This is a genomic window from Stenotrophomonas sp. GL_101 (assembly GCF_057835675.1).
The window spans coordinates 3,027,259-3,043,071 of the sequence record NZ_CM174432.1; the positions used below are offsets into that span (position 1 = coordinate 3,027,259).

17 protein-coding genes are annotated in these 15,813 nt (G+C 66.3%); 8 read left to right on the plus strand and 9 right to left on the minus strand.

Features of this window, described 5'->3' with window-relative positions; genetic code table 11:
- Positions 1–62: 62 nt before the first annotated feature.
- A complete protein-coding gene (locus tag AC3IR9_RS13295) occupies positions 63–2,234 on the plus strand; it encodes a M3 family metallopeptidase (protein ID WP_489291196.1) in 2,172 nt (723 codons plus the stop codon).
- Positions 2,235–2,971: 737 nt separating this feature from the next.
- Here the strand turns inward: AC3IR9_RS13295 and AC3IR9_RS13300 are convergent.
- The 4 genes from AC3IR9_RS13300 to AC3IR9_RS13315 all read right to left on the minus strand — a co-directional run bounded on the left by AC3IR9_RS13300 (position 2,972) and on the right by AC3IR9_RS13315 (position 5,793).
- Positions 2,972–3,367 carry a tetratricopeptide repeat protein gene (locus AC3IR9_RS13300; RefSeq protein ID WP_489291197.1) on the minus strand — a complete coding sequence of 132 codons (396 nt, stop codon included), beginning with the start codon at positions 3,365–3,367 and terminating at the stop codon, positions 2,972–2,974.
- Positions 3,368–3,415: 48 nt separating this feature from the next.
- On the minus strand, positions 3,416–4,534 hold the full coding sequence (gene cfa / locus AC3IR9_RS13305) for a cyclopropane fatty acyl phospholipid synthase (protein ID WP_489291198.1): 1,119 nt from the start codon (positions 4,532–4,534) through the stop codon (positions 3,416–3,418).
- A gap of 14 nt (positions 4,535–4,548) precedes the next feature.
- Positions 4,549–5,415 (minus strand): DUF3298 and DUF4163 domain-containing protein, encoded by an 867-nt coding sequence (locus AC3IR9_RS13310; protein ID WP_489291199.1) that lies wholly within the window; start codon positions 5,413–5,415, stop codon positions 4,549–4,551.
- A 63-nt stretch (positions 5,416–5,478) separates the two neighbouring features.
- Positions 5,479–5,793 carry a GNAT family N-acetyltransferase gene (locus tag AC3IR9_RS13315; protein ID WP_489291200.1) on the minus strand — a complete coding sequence of 105 codons (315 nt, stop codon included), beginning with the start codon at positions 5,791–5,793 and terminating at the stop codon, positions 5,479–5,481.
- Between the two features lie 304 nt (positions 5,794–6,097).
- Here AC3IR9_RS13315 and AC3IR9_RS13320 point away from each other — a divergent pair, with 304 nt between their 5' ends.
- Positions 6,098–6,274 carry a hypothetical protein gene (locus tag AC3IR9_RS13320; protein WP_489291201.1) on the plus strand — a complete coding sequence of 59 codons (177 nt, stop codon included), beginning with the start codon at positions 6,098–6,100 and terminating at the stop codon, positions 6,272–6,274.
- Between the two features lie 173 nt (positions 6,275–6,447).
- Here the strand turns inward: AC3IR9_RS13320 and AC3IR9_RS13325 are convergent, their stop codons facing one another.
- Together AC3IR9_RS13325 and AC3IR9_RS13330 are read right to left on the minus strand one after the other, a co-directional pair.
- Positions 6,448–7,071, minus strand: a complete 624-nt coding sequence (locus AC3IR9_RS13325) for a rhomboid family intramembrane serine protease (protein WP_489291202.1) — start codon at positions 7,069–7,071, stop codon at positions 6,448–6,450.
- An 8-nt stretch (positions 7,072–7,079) separates the two neighbouring features.
- On the minus strand, positions 7,080–8,642 hold the full coding sequence (locus tag AC3IR9_RS13330; protein ID WP_489291203.1) for a POT-type proton-dependent oligopeptide transporter: 1,563 nt from the start codon (positions 8,640–8,642) through the stop codon (positions 7,080–7,082).
- 174 nt (positions 8,643–8,816) lie between these two features.
- Here AC3IR9_RS13330 and AC3IR9_RS13335 point away from each other — a divergent pair, with 174 nt between their 5' ends.
- A complete protein-coding gene (locus AC3IR9_RS13335; RefSeq protein ID WP_489291204.1) occupies positions 8,817–9,671 on the plus strand; it encodes an endonuclease/exonuclease/phosphatase family protein in 855 nt (284 codons plus the stop codon).
- Between the two features lie 288 nt (positions 9,672–9,959).
- On the opposite strand, the gene AC3IR9_RS13340 is transcribed toward AC3IR9_RS13335, so the two are convergent.
- On the minus strand, positions 9,960–10,571 hold the full coding sequence (locus tag AC3IR9_RS13340) for a superoxide dismutase (protein WP_489291205.1): 612 nt from the start codon (positions 10,569–10,571) through the stop codon (positions 9,960–9,962).
- 200 nt (positions 10,572–10,771) lie between these two features.
- Between AC3IR9_RS13340 and AC3IR9_RS13345 the strand changes: the two genes are divergently transcribed.
- The gene (locus AC3IR9_RS13345) at positions 10,772–11,227 is read left to right on the plus strand and encodes a guanyl-specific ribonuclease (protein WP_489291206.1); all 456 of its coding nucleotides are present in this window, start codon (positions 10,772–10,774) and stop codon (positions 11,225–11,227) included.
- Entirely contained in the window at positions 11,224–11,658 is a 435-nt protein-coding gene (locus AC3IR9_RS13350) for a barstar family protein (RefSeq protein WP_489291207.1), read from the plus strand. Before AC3IR9_RS13345 ends, AC3IR9_RS13350 begins: the two co-directional genes overlap by 4 nt.
- A 50-nt stretch (positions 11,659–11,708) precedes the next feature.
- Here the strand turns inward: AC3IR9_RS13350 and AC3IR9_RS13355 are convergent, their stop codons facing one another.
- Positions 11,709–13,415, minus strand: a complete 1,707-nt coding sequence (locus AC3IR9_RS13355; RefSeq protein ID WP_489291208.1) for a hypothetical protein — start codon at positions 13,413–13,415, stop codon at positions 11,709–11,711.
- 9 nt (positions 13,416–13,424) lie between these two features.
- On the minus strand, positions 13,425–14,024 hold the full coding sequence (locus tag AC3IR9_RS13360) for an NfuA family Fe-S biogenesis protein (RefSeq protein ID WP_489291209.1): 600 nt from the start codon (positions 14,022–14,024) through the stop codon (positions 13,425–13,427).
- A 102-nt stretch (positions 14,025–14,126) separates the two neighbouring features.
- Between AC3IR9_RS13360 and AC3IR9_RS13365 the strand changes: the two genes are divergently transcribed.
- From AC3IR9_RS13365 to zupT, 3 genes are all read left to right on the plus strand, one after another.
- Entirely contained in the window at positions 14,127–14,468 is a 342-nt protein-coding gene (locus tag AC3IR9_RS13365; RefSeq protein WP_489291210.1) for a 4a-hydroxytetrahydrobiopterin dehydratase, read from the plus strand.
- A 4-nt stretch (positions 14,469–14,472) separates the two neighbouring features.
- The gene (locus AC3IR9_RS13370; RefSeq protein WP_489291211.1) at positions 14,473–14,889 is read left to right on the plus strand and encodes an energy transducer TonB; all 417 of its coding nucleotides are present in this window, start codon (positions 14,473–14,475) and stop codon (positions 14,887–14,889) included.
- Positions 14,890–14,989: 100 nt separating this feature from the next.
- Positions 14,990–15,799: a zinc transporter ZupT gene (gene zupT, locus AC3IR9_RS13375; protein WP_489291212.1), complete on the plus strand. Its 810-nt coding sequence runs from the start codon at positions 14,990–14,992 to the stop codon at positions 15,797–15,799.
- Positions 15,800–15,813 lie beyond the last annotated feature (14 nt).

Genomic DNA, 15,813 nt, shown 5'->3' on the forward strand with positions numbered 1-15,813 from the left:
ACAAGCCCGCCCCCCTCACCCCGGGTTAACCTCGGGCACTTGTCTGACTGGAGAACTCCCCCTTGACCACTCGTCTATCCCTCGCCGTCGCCGTGACCCTCGGCCTTGCCCTGCCCGCCTATTCAGCCGTTGCCGCCACCCCGGCCGCCGCCAATGCCCAGCAGGCCAACCCGTTCTTCGCCGACAGCCCGCTGCCGCTGCACTTCCCGCAGTTCGACAAGATCAAGGACAGCGATTTCGCGCCCGCCTTCGATGCCGGCATGGCCCAGCAGCTGAAGGAAGTGGACGCGATTGCCAACAACAAGGCCAAGCCCACCTTCGACAACACCCTCATCGCCCTGGAAAAGAGCGGTGACACCCTGGATCGCGCCACCACCGTGTTCTTCAGCCTGGTCGGTGCCGACACCAACGACACCCGCAAGAAGCTGCAGGCCGACTACTCGGCCAGGTTTGCCGCCCATAGCGACGCCATCGCCCTCAACGGCAAGCTGTTCGCCCGCATCCAGGCCCTGTACGACACCCGCGCCCAGCTCGGCCTCGACGCCGAAGGCGTGCGTCTGGTCGAAAAGTACTACGACAGCTACGTCCGCGCCGGCGCCAAGCTCAACGAGGCCGACAAGACCAAGCTCAAGGCGATGAACGCCGAACTGGCCAACCTGGGCACCACCTTCAGCCAGAACGTGCAGAACGAAGTGAATGCCTCGGCCGTCGTCGTCGACGACGTCAAGCAGCTCGACGGCCTGTCCCCGGAGCAGATCGCCGCCGCCGCCGAAGCGGCCAAGGCCCGCAAGCTCGACGGCAAGTACGTCATCGCCCTGCTCAACACCACCGGCCAGCCGCCGCTGACCAACCTGCGCAACCGCGACCTGCGCCAGAAAATCTACGAAGCCTCGACCACCCGCGGCAGCCGTGGCGGCCAGTTCGACAACACCGCGCTGGTCTCGCGCATCATGCAGCTGCGCGCGGACAAGGCCAAGCTGATGGGCTTTGCCAACTTCGCCGCCTACAACCTGACCAACCAGACCGCCAAGACCCCCGAAGCGGTCAATGCCATGCTCGGCCAGCTCGCCCCGGCCGCCGTTGCCAACGCCAAGCGTGAAGCGACCGACCTGCAGGCCATGATCGACAAGGAACAGAAGGCGGCCGGCAAGCCGACCTTCGCGCTGGAAGCATGGGACTGGGCGTTCTACAGCGAGAAGGTCCGCCAGGCCAAGTACAACTTCGACGAATCCCAGCTCAAGCCCTATTTTGAACTGAAGAACGTGCTGGAGAACGGCGTGTTCTTCGCCGCCAACCAGGAATACGGCCTGAGCTTCAAGCAGCGCACCGACCTGCCGGTCTACCACGACGACGTCACCGTCTATGACGTGTTCGATGCCGACGGCAGCCAGCTGGCGATCTTCATCTTCGACCCGTACGCGCGCGCCTCCAAGCGCGGTGGCGCCTGGATGAACTCGTATGTCTCCCAGTCCGCACTGACCGGCTTCAAGCCGGTGGTCGCCAACCACCTCAACATCCCCAAGCCGCCGGCCGGCCAGCCCAGCCTGCTGACCTGGGATGAAGTGACCACCACCTTCCACGAATTCGGCCATGCCCTGCACGGCATGTTCTCCAACGTGAAGTACCCGTACTTCTCCGGCACCGCCGTGCCGCGCGACTTCGTCGAGTTCCCCTCGCAGGTCAACGAGATGTGGTCGGACAACCCGGCCATCCTGAAGAACTACGCCAAGCACTACCAGAACGGCACCGCCATGCCGCAGGCACTGCTGGACAAGGTGATCGCCGCGGCCAAGTTCAACCAGGGCTTCGCCACCACCGAGTACCTGGGCGCGGCCATGCTCGACCAGCGCTGGCACCAGATCGGCCCGGACCAGGTGCCGGCCGCCAAGGACGTGATGGCCTTCGAGCGCAACGCGCTGGAGAAGGACGGCATCTACTACGCGCCGGTTCCGCCGCGTTACAGGACCCCGTACTTCAGCCACATCATGGGCGGCTACTCGGCCGGCTACTACGCCTACATCTGGTCCGAAGTGCTCGACGCCAACACCCAGAAGTGGTTCCGCGAGAACGGTGGCCTCAGCCGCAAGAACGGCGACCATTTCCGCGCGACGCTGTTGTCCAAGGGCGGCAGCGTGGATGCGATGGAACTGTTCCGCAACTTCGCCGGGCACGAGCCGCAGATCGAGCCGCTGCTCGAGAAGCGCGGCCTGACCAGTGGTGACGGCAAGAAGTAAGCGTCGGCTGCAACGACGCGCAACAACGAAAACGCCCGGCATTGCCGCAATGTTGTTCACTTAAGAAAAGCGCCGCGATCCCATCAGGGATCGCGGCGCTTTTTGGTTGTTCTCTCCGTTGAGTGGAGAGATTCACTTCAACGGGCAGCAGCAGCGAGCGTGTACGTCTTCGCTAGGGTGTATCGCGAGCTTTCGGTGCCGCTTGGCGGCCGGCAGGCCCTTTCGCAAATGTCCCCCGGCCGACGCCTGCGGCGACGACCTCCTCCTTTATTTTGCCAAGGACCTGCCGGCCGCCAAGCGGCGCGGCTTGCGGTGCGCAACGGCGCACGCCGAAGGTTGGCGTGCGCCGTTGCGGTTTTCCGCGCGCGGGCACCGAAAGGTAGGTCACCACCGTTGGTGGTGACGCTGACCCGAACCACGCATGCCTGGCCAGATACGGGAGGCCGAAAAGTTCGGCGGGCGGAAAAAACGCTGGGCAGAACGCAGGCGGCCTCCCGGAAGCATGGAATTGCCCTGCCTTCCGCAAGCCGAGCCCCTTCGCGGCCGGAAGGTCCTTGGGCAAAATCAAGGAGGAGGCTGCCGCAGGCGGCCGGGGGACATTTGCACCGAGGGCCTGCCGGTCGCGCAGGGGCCCGAATGCTCGCGGTATGCCCGAACGACGCCGCGGCCGCTTAAGTGAACAGCACTACGGCACTGCCGGGCGTTTTCATGTCCAGGCCCCGGGTACGGGCCCCGGATCAGTGCGCCTGCGGATCGAAATACGCCTGCCACGTAGCGTGCGCGGCGGTCATTGCCGATGCCTGCGCGAACACCGCCTGCGCCTGCTCGGCCTGGCCGCTGTTGAGCAGTGCCACGGCCAGATTGAAGCGGGTATTGGCATCCTGACTGCCTTGGCCCACGGCGTGGCGCAGGCACTCGGCCGCACGCAGGTACTCGCCCTGGTCGCACAACACCGCACCGAGGCCGGTCAACAACACACTGTCGCCAGGGTGCAGGGCGAGTGCCCGCTCCAACGTCGCGCGCGCCGCGCCCAATGCCGCATCGGCATCAGTGCTACCGGCGAAGGCGGCGTCCACATGGCAACGTGCCTGGAAAAGAGCGCGGCGTGCCGCTGGAAGGGAAGCCTCTGGCATGGCGACAGCGTACGTTGATCGAGGGAATGCAGTCATCGGGCGCCGCCCTTACCGCGGGGCAATGTAACCACCGGGCACGCCCCCCGGCGACAGCACCAGCTGCCACAATTGCGAATTCCGGCAACGAAAACTTGCCATCGAAGCCGCCAGGTAGAACCGCCACATGCGTTTGAAGCGTTCGTCATAGCGCTGCGGATCCAACCCCGGCCACGCGTTCTCCACATTCAACCGCCACGCCTGCAGCGTACGGTCGTAATCGGGGCCAAAACTGTGCCAATCCTCCAGCACGAACAGGCCTTCGTATGCGTCGGTGATCTGCGCGGCCGAGGGCAGCATCGAATTGGGGAAGATGTAACGCGCAATCCAGGGATCGGTGCGGTGGCGCGAAAGATTGCTGCCGATGCTGTGCAGAAGGAACAGTCCATGCGGGTGCAGGCAGCGCCGTGCCATCTCGAAGTAGCCGCGATAGTTCTTGTCGCCGACATGCTCGAACATCCCGACCGACAGGATCGCATCGAAGGTTTCGGCAACCTCGTGGTAGTCCTGCAGGCGGATCTCGATCGGCAGCCCGGCGCATAGCTGCCGCGCGTAGTCGGCCTGCTCCTGGGAGATGGTGATGCCCACGCCGGAGACACCATACCGTTCGGCGGCAAACTTCAACGCTTCGCCCCAACCACAGCCGATGTCCAGCACGTGCTGGCCCGGGCGCAGTCCCAGCTTGCGGCAGATCAAATCGAGCTTGGCTTCCTGCGCGGTGTCCAGGTCCAGCGCGTCGCGCCAGTAGCCGCAGCTGTACACCAGGCGCTTGCCCAGCATCGCTTCATACAGGTCATTGCCGAGGTCGTAGTGGCGGCGGCCCACTTCAAAACTGCCACTGCCCGCCTGCAGGTTGAACAGCCGTGCCTTGAGCGCATCGGCCACTTCACGCCAGCCGTGCACGCGCTCGTCCAGGTGGGCCTGCATGAGATGGGCCAGGAAGTCGTCCAGCGAGGGCGCGTCCCACTGGCCGTCCATGTAGCTTTCGCCCAGGCCCAGCGAGCCGTGGGCCATGACCCGCGTGTAGAAACGCGGGTCATGCACATCGATATCGTGGGGGCGGTCACCGCCGACGGTGACCCCCGCTTCGCCCAGCAACTCGATGACGCGCCGTTGCAGTCCCGCGTCCACATCGCCTCCTTCGGTCAGCCGCGGGCAAACAAGCCCGCATAGGCGGTGCCGACATGCGGAGCCAGCACGCTGGCCGGCACATCCACGGTCTGCGTGCCATCCGAATACGGCCCCACCTGGTAGGGCGGGAACACGAAACGCACCGCGCTGATCTTGCCGTCCGTCCCGGTCAGCGGCTGGAACTGGCTGAAGTTCTCCGCGCTCGGCTCGGTACCGTCGGCAATCATCCGGCTGGCGCTGCGCAGCGATTCCTGCAGCTGGCCCGGCTCCATGTCCTCGCTGCTCAAGCGCGTCGCCACGCGCTCGCGCAGTTGATCGCCGATGTAATCGGCCACCACCTTCCATCCCTTGCCATCGGCGACCAGCTTGTCGGCGGTCAGCATCTGCTGCTGCTCGGGCAGCCACACGAAACGGGCGACCAGCGGCTCACCATGGGCACCGCCGGTATAGCGGCTGCCATCGGCGCTCACCACCACAAGCTGCGGGGTTTCCAGCACTTTTTCGAAACTCAGCGACAGCTCGTAGGGCATGGTCGGCTTGTCATTGCCGAGCCCGTCGACGGCCTGCTGCAGTTCCGCGCGCGCACCGCTGGCGTAGTCCGACAAGGCCTTGGCCAGGCCCGGATAGCGGACGATGTCCGGCGGGTAGGTAATCCCGACCACGGCCTGCGGCGAGGTTTCGATCACGTCGCGCAGTTCCAGCGGCGCTGCTGGCACCTCGGCAGGCGCTTCAACCGCACCCGGCTGCGTCGCCGCAGCGCTGTCGGCAGCGGCCGGTGCGTGATTGTCAGCGTCGCGCTTGCACCCCGCCAGCAGCACCAGGCCCACGGCCATGGCCAACGCGCTGGCGCGCAGCGCGCGACGGTCTACTACGATGTTCATTGCAATCCCCTTGTGAATACCCAGCATCATGATCCTTCGTGCCTGAAGCCACACCGGCCGCATTCAGCCGGCCAGCAGGTCATCATATTCCTCGTGCCGCTGCATGAAGGCTTCGGCGTACGCACACGCCGGCACCACTTTGTATTTGTGTTCGCGCGCATGCCGCAACGCCACCTTGGTCAGTTCACCGGCAATACCACGCCCGCCGATGGGCTCGGGGACTTCGGTATGGGTGATGACCATGCGCTTGCGCCGGCTACGCGTCTCGATCCGATAGTCCAGCACCGCCAGATGCCCCTGGATACGGGCCTGGAAGCGCTGATTGGCCACATCATGCTCCACCTCATAAGCCAATCCGGGCGGGGTGACCGAAGCCATGGGCGATGTCTCCTGCAGCGACTGAGGCGATAGTGCGCAGCACAGCGCCATGATCGCGTGAAGCCTGAACAGGGGCAAGCATCGACGCTGCGCGTCACATCCGGTCGCCCCCTGACCGGGGAGGGCCGATTGCCCGACCGCGTCGCCACGTGCCCGGCCATCGCCGCGCCTGCACGAAAGCGCTTATGCGGGCGCCGCTAAAGTCCCGCCCATTCAAGCCGATATCGAAGACGGACAGGGCGTGAAAGCTGGCACGAGTTTTGCGACACCTGCCTGCCCGTTTCAGCTCTACAAGGAGGTCCTCATGGACAACGCATCTACCTCCCCCGCACCATCCGACGCCGACAGCTCATTGCTGGAGGGCCTGTTCCAGCTGGCCGTGAATGGCCAGAACCAGGGCTGGGAATTCGACCAGATCGACAACGAGGTCTACGCGCGCCTGCTCAGCACCTACGGTGTGGACGGCAAGAAGGCCGCCTGAGGCCAGCGCCACGACCAACGGTCGTGGCCTACCTCCACCTTGGCCTGTGCGTCACGACCAACGGTCGTGACCTACCCTGCCTTGGTCACGACCTACGGTCGTGACCTACCCATGGGTTGCCGGGGCCTGGCCCTGGTAGGTACCGACCGTTGGTCGGTACGCCGGCATCCTGCTCACCCCAGCGGGCGGAAGCTCGGGTTGCCCAGCTCGCGCAGGAAGTGCTGGAAGATGCTCGGCCGCATCGCCAGCAGGAAGATCACCCCGAACGCCGCACCGGCCAGGTGCGCGCTGTGGTTGATCCGGTCCCCGCCGCGCTTGTCCATCCAGATGCTGTAGCCCACGTAGAACACCGCGTAGAGGATTGCCGGGGCCGGGATGAAGAACACGTAGATCACGCTCCACGGGCTGAGCAGGATGAAGGCGAACAGCACCGCCGACACCGCGCCGGACGCGCCCAGGCTGAGATAGTTCGGGTTCTTCTGGTTCTTCAGGTAGCTGGGCAGGATCGAGACCACCAGCGCGCCGAGATAGAACGCTGGATAGGTGAGGTAGCTGCCGGTCAGGTTGACCATCAGCGCCTCGATCTGGCCGCCGAAGAAGAACAGCGTGATCATGTTGAACGCCAGGTGCGCCAGGTCCGCATGGATGAACCCGTAGGTCACCAGGCGGTCGTACTGGCGATGGCGGTCCACCGCCGGCGGCCACAGGATCAGGCGGTCGCCGAGTTTGCGGTTCTTGAAGGCCATCCACGACACGATGACGGTGATGGCGATCAGCAGCAGGTTGACGGGGGTCATGTCAGGGCTCAGGCGGTACGGTAGTTGTCGACCATACGATAGCGCCTGGCATACCAACCAAAGGCCAACGCCGCCACGAACGCGAATCCGGCGAAGAAGAACATCAGGAACGCCGCCTCGCTCAACCCGGTACTGGCGATGTTGCGGGTCACCGCTTCATTGCGCACCGCCGCGTTGGACAGCAGCACCCACAGGTTGCCGATGGTGGTGGTGAGGTTCCAGAAGCTCATCACCACGCCCTTCATCGCCTGCGGCGCCTGGCTGTAGGCAAACTCCAGGCCGGTGGCCGAGACCAGCACTTCGCCGAAGGTCAGCAGTGCGTAAGGCAGCATCTGCCAGAAGATCGACATGACGTTGCCGCCATCCATCATCACCTGGATGCCGCCCACCACGATCCACGCCAGGCCGCTGAAGGCGATACCGGCGGTCATCCGGCGCAGTGCGGTCGGCTCGAAGCCGAACCGGCGCAGCGCCGGGTACAGCACCAGGTTGTTGAACGGAATCAGGATCATCACCAGCAGCGGGTTCAGCGCCTGCATCTGCGAGGCGGTGAACCATGACGGCATCGCCATCTGCTGGCCCTGCAGCACCCAGGTCGAGGCCTTCTGGTCGAACAGCGAGAAGAACGGCGTGGTCAGCGCGAAGATCACCAGCACGCGCAGCACCGAGCGCACGCCCTCGACCGCCTCGGCCGGGTGGACGCCGCGGGCGCGGTCGAGCTGGATCCAGGTGCCGCCGCCGACACCGGCCAGGACCAGCACCAGCGCGATGCACAGGCAGATCACGATGCCCAGGCTGCCGACCAGGCCCAGCGAGGCCACCGCCAGCACCGCGCCGAGGATGGCCAGGGTACGGCCCGGACGGCCCTTGCCCGGCACCTGCGCGGAGAGTGCGGTACGCACCACGTTGCCGAACGAATGCGGGTCTTTGGGCGGCAGCGGCACCAGCACGTAGCGCTTGCGGCCCAGCCAGAACACGAAGGTGGCCACGAACATCAGGATGCCCGGGATGCCGAACGCCCACTGCGGGCCCCAGTTCTTCAGCACCAGCGGGATCAGCAGCGAGGCGAACAGCGAGCCGAAGTTGATGATCCAGTAGAAGGCATCGAAGACGAACTTGGCCAGGTGCTTGTTGCTCTGGTCGAACTGGTCGCCCATGAACGAGGCCACCAGCGGCTTGATCCCACCGGCACCCAGCGCGATCAGGCCCAGGCCGAGGAAGAAGCCGCCGCGGCTGCCTTCAAACAACGCCAGGCACAGGTGGCCCACGCAGTAGATCAGGCTGAACCACAGGATGGTGTGGTACTTGCCGAAGAACTTGTCGGCCAGCCAGCCACCGAGCAGCGGGAAGAAATACACGCCGATCATGAAGCTGTGCATGATGTCCTTGGCCTCGCCCGCGCGGCCTTCGGCGGTGATCTCCTGCAGCAGCAGCGAGGTGATCAGGAACTGCACCAGGATGTTGCGCATCCCGTAGAAGCTGAACCGCTCGCAGGCCTCGTTGCCAATGATGTACGGAATCTGGCGCGGCATCTTTCCCTTGCCTGCGCTGGCGGCTGCGATCGTGCTCATCCTATGGGGCTGTCCTGCGAATACGAAAGGGCGCGAGCTTACCGGAAGCCCTACCCCGGCGCACGCTGCGGCCCTACATGACAGCGAACGGCGAACATGGCTGGGCAATCAGTGCATTTCGTTACGGAAGTCACGAGGCTTCGACGGACAAAGCGTAAACTTATCGTTATGCGCATGATTCCCCCTGCTGTCGCTGAAGGCTGGCCCGGTTGGCTGTTGTTGCTGCTGCTGGCAGCACCGGCCACCTGGGCGCATGCCCGACAGGCCGAGGGCGACAGCCCGCGCCTGCTCAGGGTGGCCACGCTGGAACTGCCCACCCTGGAAGACGGGCAGTGGGAACAACGCCGCGACCAGGTGCTGCAGTTGCTGGAGACGCTGCAGCCAGACGTGATCGCCGTGCAGCGGGTACTGCAGACCCAGGGCCGCAACCCGGCCTGCTGGCTCGCCTCGCGGCTGCGTTACAGCTGCGATTTCGTCACCGCCGACCCACCCAGCCAGCCCCAGCGCCATGGCAGCGCGATGCTGTCGCGGCTGCCGGTCAGCGAAGACGGCGTCACCCTGCTGCACCCGCCCGGGCAATTCAGCGCCGCGGGCATGCTGCGGATCAAGCTGCAGGAAGAGCTGGTCAACATCTACGTGGCGCGGCTGCGCCCGGAGCCGGACGAGGCCAGCGTGCGCCGGCACCAGACCAGCGACCTGATGACCTGGATCGGCGCCACCGCCGATGGCCTGCCTGCCGTGATCGCCGGCGACTTCTCCGCCGATACCGACGAACTGGTGCGCAGCGCCCCCGGTTTCCAGCCGGCGCGCAAGAATCCGGGCGAACGGGTGGACCCGCCCTCGGCGGCCGGCAGCGCGCGCGGACACGGCCTGGACGTCCTGTTCCAGGTCAAGCACTTCGATGGCATCGGCCAGCAGGCCCTGAGGTTGCCGTCGGCGGCCAATGGCGAGGCCGACAAGGGCGCGCTGCGGCTGGGGGTGATGGCGACATTGCGACTGCAGTCGCCGGTAGCGGCCAGCGCGCCGTAACCTACCGTCACCACCAACGGTGGTGCCCTACGCCGTCCGCAAGCCGCGCCCCATGGCGGCCGGCAGGTCCTTGGCAAAATAAAGGAGGAGGCTGGCGCCGCAGGCGTCGGCCGGGGGACATTTGCACAAGGGCCTGCCGGCCGCCATGGGGCCCCGACGCTCGCGGCATGCCCAGACCAGGAGGCCGTCGCCGCAGAGCGTCAGCACCAACGGGGGTGACCTACCGGTAGAGAAAAAACGGCCAGGCATCACTGCCTGGCCGTTCTGTCGTGCATCAAGCGAAATCGCTCAGGCGATCGCGGCCTGGTAACGGCGCTCGACTTCATTCCAGTCGACCACGTTGAAGAACGCGCCGATGTATTCCGGGCGACGGTTCTGGTACTTCAGGTAGTACGCGTGTTCCCACACGTCCAGCGCCAGGATCGGCGTATTGCCGTCCATCAGCGGGCTGTCCTGGTTGGCGCTGCTTTCCACCACGACCTTCTTGTCCGGGGTGACGCTGAGCCAGGCCCAGCCGCTGCCGAAGCGGGTCAGCGCGGCCTTGGTGAAGGCTTCCTTGAACTTCTCAACGCCGCCGAGCTGCGATTCGATCGCCTTGCCGACGTCGCCGACCGGGGCGCCGCCGCCGTTGGGCGACATCACCGTCCAGAACAGGCTGTGGTTGGCATGACCGCCGCCGTTGTTGCGCACCGGGCCCTGCAGGTTCTCCGGCAGCGACTTGGTCTTCTTCACCAGCTCTTCAATCGGCAGGTTGGCGAACTCGGTGCCTTCCAGTGCCGCGTTGACGTTGTTGATGTAGGTCTGGTGATGCTTGGTGTGGTGGATTTCCATCGTGGCCGCGTCGATATGCGGCTCGAGCGCGTCGTAGGCGTAGGACAGCTTGGGGAGGGTATAGGCCATGTGGTTCTCCTGGTAGCTCACTCACCCGGCGAAGACCGGGCGTTGCGCTGACGATGATGGGGATGGCCGCCAAGCTTACCAAGGGCCATGTAAAGGAAAGTAGGTCCTGCGCATGCATCGGCGGGGTTGTTGTTATGCAGTGGTGAGGATGGCAGTGCGATGACGGTACAGTAGCGGCACCACCCACTGTCGCCCTTCCCATGCGCAAGCCATTGCTGTTGCTGGTCGCCATCGTGCTGCTGATTGGCGGCCTGGCCGTGATCAAACTCTCCCAGCGCTCTCCGGTGCCGCAGTTCGCGCCCTCGCTGACCGGGCCCGATGCCGCCGCGCCAGCCACCCGCGCATCGCGAACGGCGCACGATCCGCTGCCGGCGTTCCTGCCGGCCGAAGCGCGCCAGACCCTCGCGCTGATCCAGCAGGGCGGCCCGTTCCCGCACCGCCAGGACGGCAGCGTATTCGGCAACCGCGAACAACGCCTGCCGCAACGCCCGCGCGGCTATTACCACGAGTACACCGTGGACACCCCCGGTGCCGGTAACCGCGGGGCGCGTCGCATCGTGACCGGTGGCAACCCACCCACGGGCTGGTTCTACACCGACGATCATTACGAGACCTTCCGCAGTTTTGACGTGCCACCGGCCGGGAGCTGGAAATGAACCATGATGGATTCGAGCTGGGCCTGCACGACATCAACAACGCTGGCGTCTATGCGATCGGCAATGGCGACGTCGGCCCATTGTCGGCGGCGATGCGTGATGCGGGCCTGCGCGTGGTGCAGATCGACCTGGACGGCTGCCGCGACAAACGCACCCTGTTGATGCGCCTGGCCACGCGGCTGGATTTCCCGACCGGTTTTGGCGGCAACTGGGATGCATTGACCGACAACCTGCGCGACCTGCAATGGCTGCCGGCCAGCGGCTATGCGCTGTTCCTGACCGATGCCGATGCACTGCGCACGCACGCCAGTACCGATTTCGACACCTTGCTGGACGTGCTCGACGACGCCAGCCGCAGCTGGAGCGACACCAACATTCCGTTCTGGGCGTTCGTGGCCCTGCACGATACGGACGTGGACGTGTCGCCGTAACGCCACGCCGGAGGTAGCGCCCTGCGCTACACATGCAATGAAGCTATGCCTCAGCGGCTTCCATTGTCTTCCTGCAGTTCTTTCTTGAACGGGATGTCCGGCGGCGGGCGGGCCACCGCCGGCTGGTCCTGCATGTTCGGATCACTCAGGCCACAGCCGCCGCCGAACTGCAGGATCGAGACCACGCAGGAGATCTTCGAGCTGCTGCCGGGGATCGGTATCTCCACTGCCTTGATGCCCTTGCGCACCCATTCGGCCAACAGCGACTCGTTGGGCGCCCAGTACTTGTCCAGCGAGGTGGGCGTGTAGTTGTACGGCGGCCGCTTGAGCCAGGTGCCGGACTGTGCGATGCGCTCCTTGGTCCAGCCGTCCTTGTCGCCACCGGGCGCGCCACGTTCGGCCGTGCCCTTGCCGTCCTGCGCAGGCACGCGCACGCTGCCGTCGCCCTTGAACAGGGTGCCGCTGTTGCTGCCGGTATCGCTGACCGCGCGCCCGTTGAGGTCGCGGTCCTGCGGGTGGTTGGCCGCCGCCCAGTCGTCACCGCCGGTCGGCGCGGCCCAGTTGTCCGGGTTCTGTGCGGCGCGGGCTGCCGGCTGGCTGGGGGCGTGTGGCGCCGGCGTGCTGGCGGGCGCGGCGGACGACGTGCTCGGCGTGGCGGTGGCGGTGGCGGTGGCAGCTGTCGACGACGGCGCGGCGGTGGCGACAGCGCGCTCGCGCACCGTTACCTCGGGCGTCCTGCCGGCGGGAGCGGCAACCTCGCGCGGCGACACCGCAGGCATCGTTACCGACGGCGAGGTGATCGTGTGGATCTCGCGCTCGCGCACCTGCAGGTCGCGCGGCGGAAGCGCGGCCTCCACGCGCGGCCCTGGGACGGTGACGCTGGGTGTCGGCGCCTGGACCACGCTGACCTGGCGTTCGCGCACGCTCGGATCGGGCGTGCGCAGTGTGGGCTCGAGGGTGCGCAGCGCCGGAACGGCCGCACGCGCGGTCGGCACCTGCAGCGTGGTGACCGTGCGCTCGCGTACCGCGACGTCCTGCGGATCGCGCGGCACCACGCGCACTTCCGTACGCGGCGTACTCGTCGGCGGCACCACGAAATCGGTGGTGGCCTGCGCCACCTCGGTGGCCTGCACGGGCTGCTCCACGGCCGGCGTGGCCGGCGTCGGCGGGCTCGGCGGCGCGTCGTCGGTCGGCACCGGTGCGGCGCTGGGCTGCGGAGCCGATGCCGAGGCAGACGGTGGCGTGCTGGACGGCGGCGCGGCACGCGACGAGGGGGACTCCGCCGCGGCCGCTTCGGCAGCCGCTTCGCTTTCCTGCTGCGTTGGCGCGCCACGGCCCACCAACGCCACCTGCACGCGCCCACTCTCACCGCCCTGCTCCGGCTCGACCGGTGGGCGGATCAGCGCCACCCACAGCAGCAACAGGGCAAACAGCAGATGCAGCAGCAGGCTGACGGTGGCCGAGGTCCAGCGCATCCAGCGCTGGTCGCGCGGCGCCGGTTCCCAGCCTTGCCACAGCAGCCGTCGCAACGCCTGCAGGAAACCCAGGCGCGGCAGGCGGCCGGGCGACCCCGGCAGCGGCCGCTGGGCCAGCTCGGCGATGACGTCACTGGAACGGAACGGTCGTGGCAGCGGCGTCAGCGCGCGCAGCCACAGGCCCCACCCATAAGGCAGGCCCGTGGTTTTTTCCAGGATGCGTTGGTCCGGCTGGCGTGCCAGCAGCCAATCGAGGATGTCGTCAGCCCGGCGCAGAGGCACGCAGTGCGGTCAGGCGGCCGTGCCGCGCGGGATGTACGGCGCGTTGCCACTGTCATGGTCAGTCGCGTCGCGTACCGCGGTGATGCCCGGCACGCGCCCCATCAGGGTTTTCTCGATGCCCTGCTTGAGGGTCACATCGGCCATGCCGCAGCCCTGGCAACCGCCCCCGAAGCGCAGCAGGACCACGCCGTCGGCGGAGACTTCCTGCACGGCCACCTTGCCGCCATGCGAGGCCAGCTGCGGGTTGACTTCGTTCTCCACCACCCAGCGCACGCGCTCGACCAGTGAGGAGGCATCGCCGGGCGCATCGCCCTTGATCTTGGGCGCCTTGATGGTCAGCTGCTGGCTGCCGGTGGCATTGCTGACGATGTCGATTTCGGCACCGTCCAGCCAGCCCACGCTGGCCGCATCGACGTACAGGGTGAAGCCATCGCAGTCCACCGCCCACTCATCGCCGAGCAGGTCGGTTGGCTCGGAGAACTCCAGGCGGGCATCGGCGCGCGGGGTGCCGGCGTCGACGGCGCTCAGGCGCACGCCCATGCCGGGCACGGCCTCGCGCTCGATCAGCTTGCGGAAATAGGTCTGGGCAGTGTCGGAGATCTGGATCATCGGGCTATTCTAGCTACTTACATGTTATGCGCTCATTCGGTTTATACACCGGCCGGCGCATCGTTCAGGCATCTTGCAAGAAGAATGGGAATGGAGGATTTCATGGCCGACCGGATTCCACTGGCGCAGGCGCATTGCATACCGCGCAAGGGCAGCGACCACAAGCTGGGCGAGGCCCGGGTGGCCGAACTGCTGGCCCAGGTGCCCGGCTGGGAGCTGGCCGAGCTCGGCCAGGCGCTCACCCGCACCTTCCGCTTCGACGACTACCACCGGACCATGGCGTTCGTGAATGCCTTGGCCTGGGTGGCCCATCGCGAAGACCACCACCCCGACCTGGGCGTGCACTACGACCGCGCCGTGGTGCGCTTTTCCACCCACGACGTGGGCGGCCTGAGCGAAAACGACTTCATTTGTGCAGCCAAGGCTTCGGGCCTGACGGAGTGATCCCATGAAACTGCAGACCCTCGTGTTGTCCAGCATTGCCCTCACCGCCCTGGTCGGCTGCAACCGACCGGCCGAACCGGCCGCGCCGGTGGCCGCGCCCACCGAAGTGGCCGCCGTGAAGACCCCGCCACCGCAGTACCCGATCGAACTGGCCTGCCAGGGCATCGGCGGCACCAGCACCTTCAAGGTGGTGATCGGCGCCGACGGCGCGCCCGGCGAAGTGACCCTGCTCACCGGCAGCGGCAACGCCCAGCTCGACGAGCAGGCCAAAGCCGCCGTGCAGGGCTGGCAGTTCAAGGCTGCCACCCGTGCCGGCCAGCCGGTCTCCACGACGATCCAGGTACCGGTCAGCTTCAACCCGCCACAACCCAAACCGGACCAGTGCTTCGCGGTCGAAGAGCGGTTGCGCCGAGGCGGTTGAAGCCTGTTCTTGAGGTCAGCTGTCGCCAGCCTCGTCCCCTTCTCGCGCCCCGGTGGTATCGCCCGGGGCGCGTTGCACTTCTACAAGGACGCTGTGGCGCATGCTCGATATTTCCAGTGAAAACGTTTGGATCGCCCTTGGCGTGACCCTGGCTGCCGGCCTGGCCACCGGCCTGGGCAGCCTGATGGTGCTGTTCTCACGCCGCCCCAATCCGCGCCTGCTGGCATTCGGGCTGGCCTTCGCCGGCGGGGCGATGGTGTTCGTCTCGCTTACCGAGATCCTCAACAAGGCGATTGATTCGTTCACCCTGGCCTACGATGCGCGGCTGGGTTTTGCCTACGGCACCGCTGCGTTCCTGGCCGGCGTGCTGCTGATCGTGCTGATCGACCACCTGGTGCCCAACCCGCACGAGAGCCTGGACAAGCAGGACCCGCTGTTCCGCGACAACAACAAGGCCTACATCAAGCGGGTGGGCCTGTTGACCGCGATCGCGATCACCGCGCACAACTTCCCCGAAGGCCTGGCCACGTTCTTTGCGATGCTGGAAAGCCCTTCGGTGGGCATGCCGCTGGCCTTTGCCATCGCCATCCACAACATCCCCGAGGGCATCGCGATTGCGGTGCCGGTGTATTTCGCCACCCAGAACAAGTGGTACGCCTTCGGCGCCAGCCTGCTGTCCGGGCTGGCCGAACCAGTGGGCGCGGCGATCGGCTATTTCGCGCTGTCGGGCATGCTCAACCATGCCACCTTCGGCTGGGTCTTCGGGATCATTTCCGGGGTGATGGTGTTCCTGGCGCTGGATGAACTGTTGCCGGCGGCCAAGCGCTACGCCAAGGGTCACGAAACGGTCTACGGGCTCGTCGCCGGCATGGGCAGCCTGGCGATCAGCCTGGTGTTGTTCAAGTGGTGAGCGCACACCGGTAG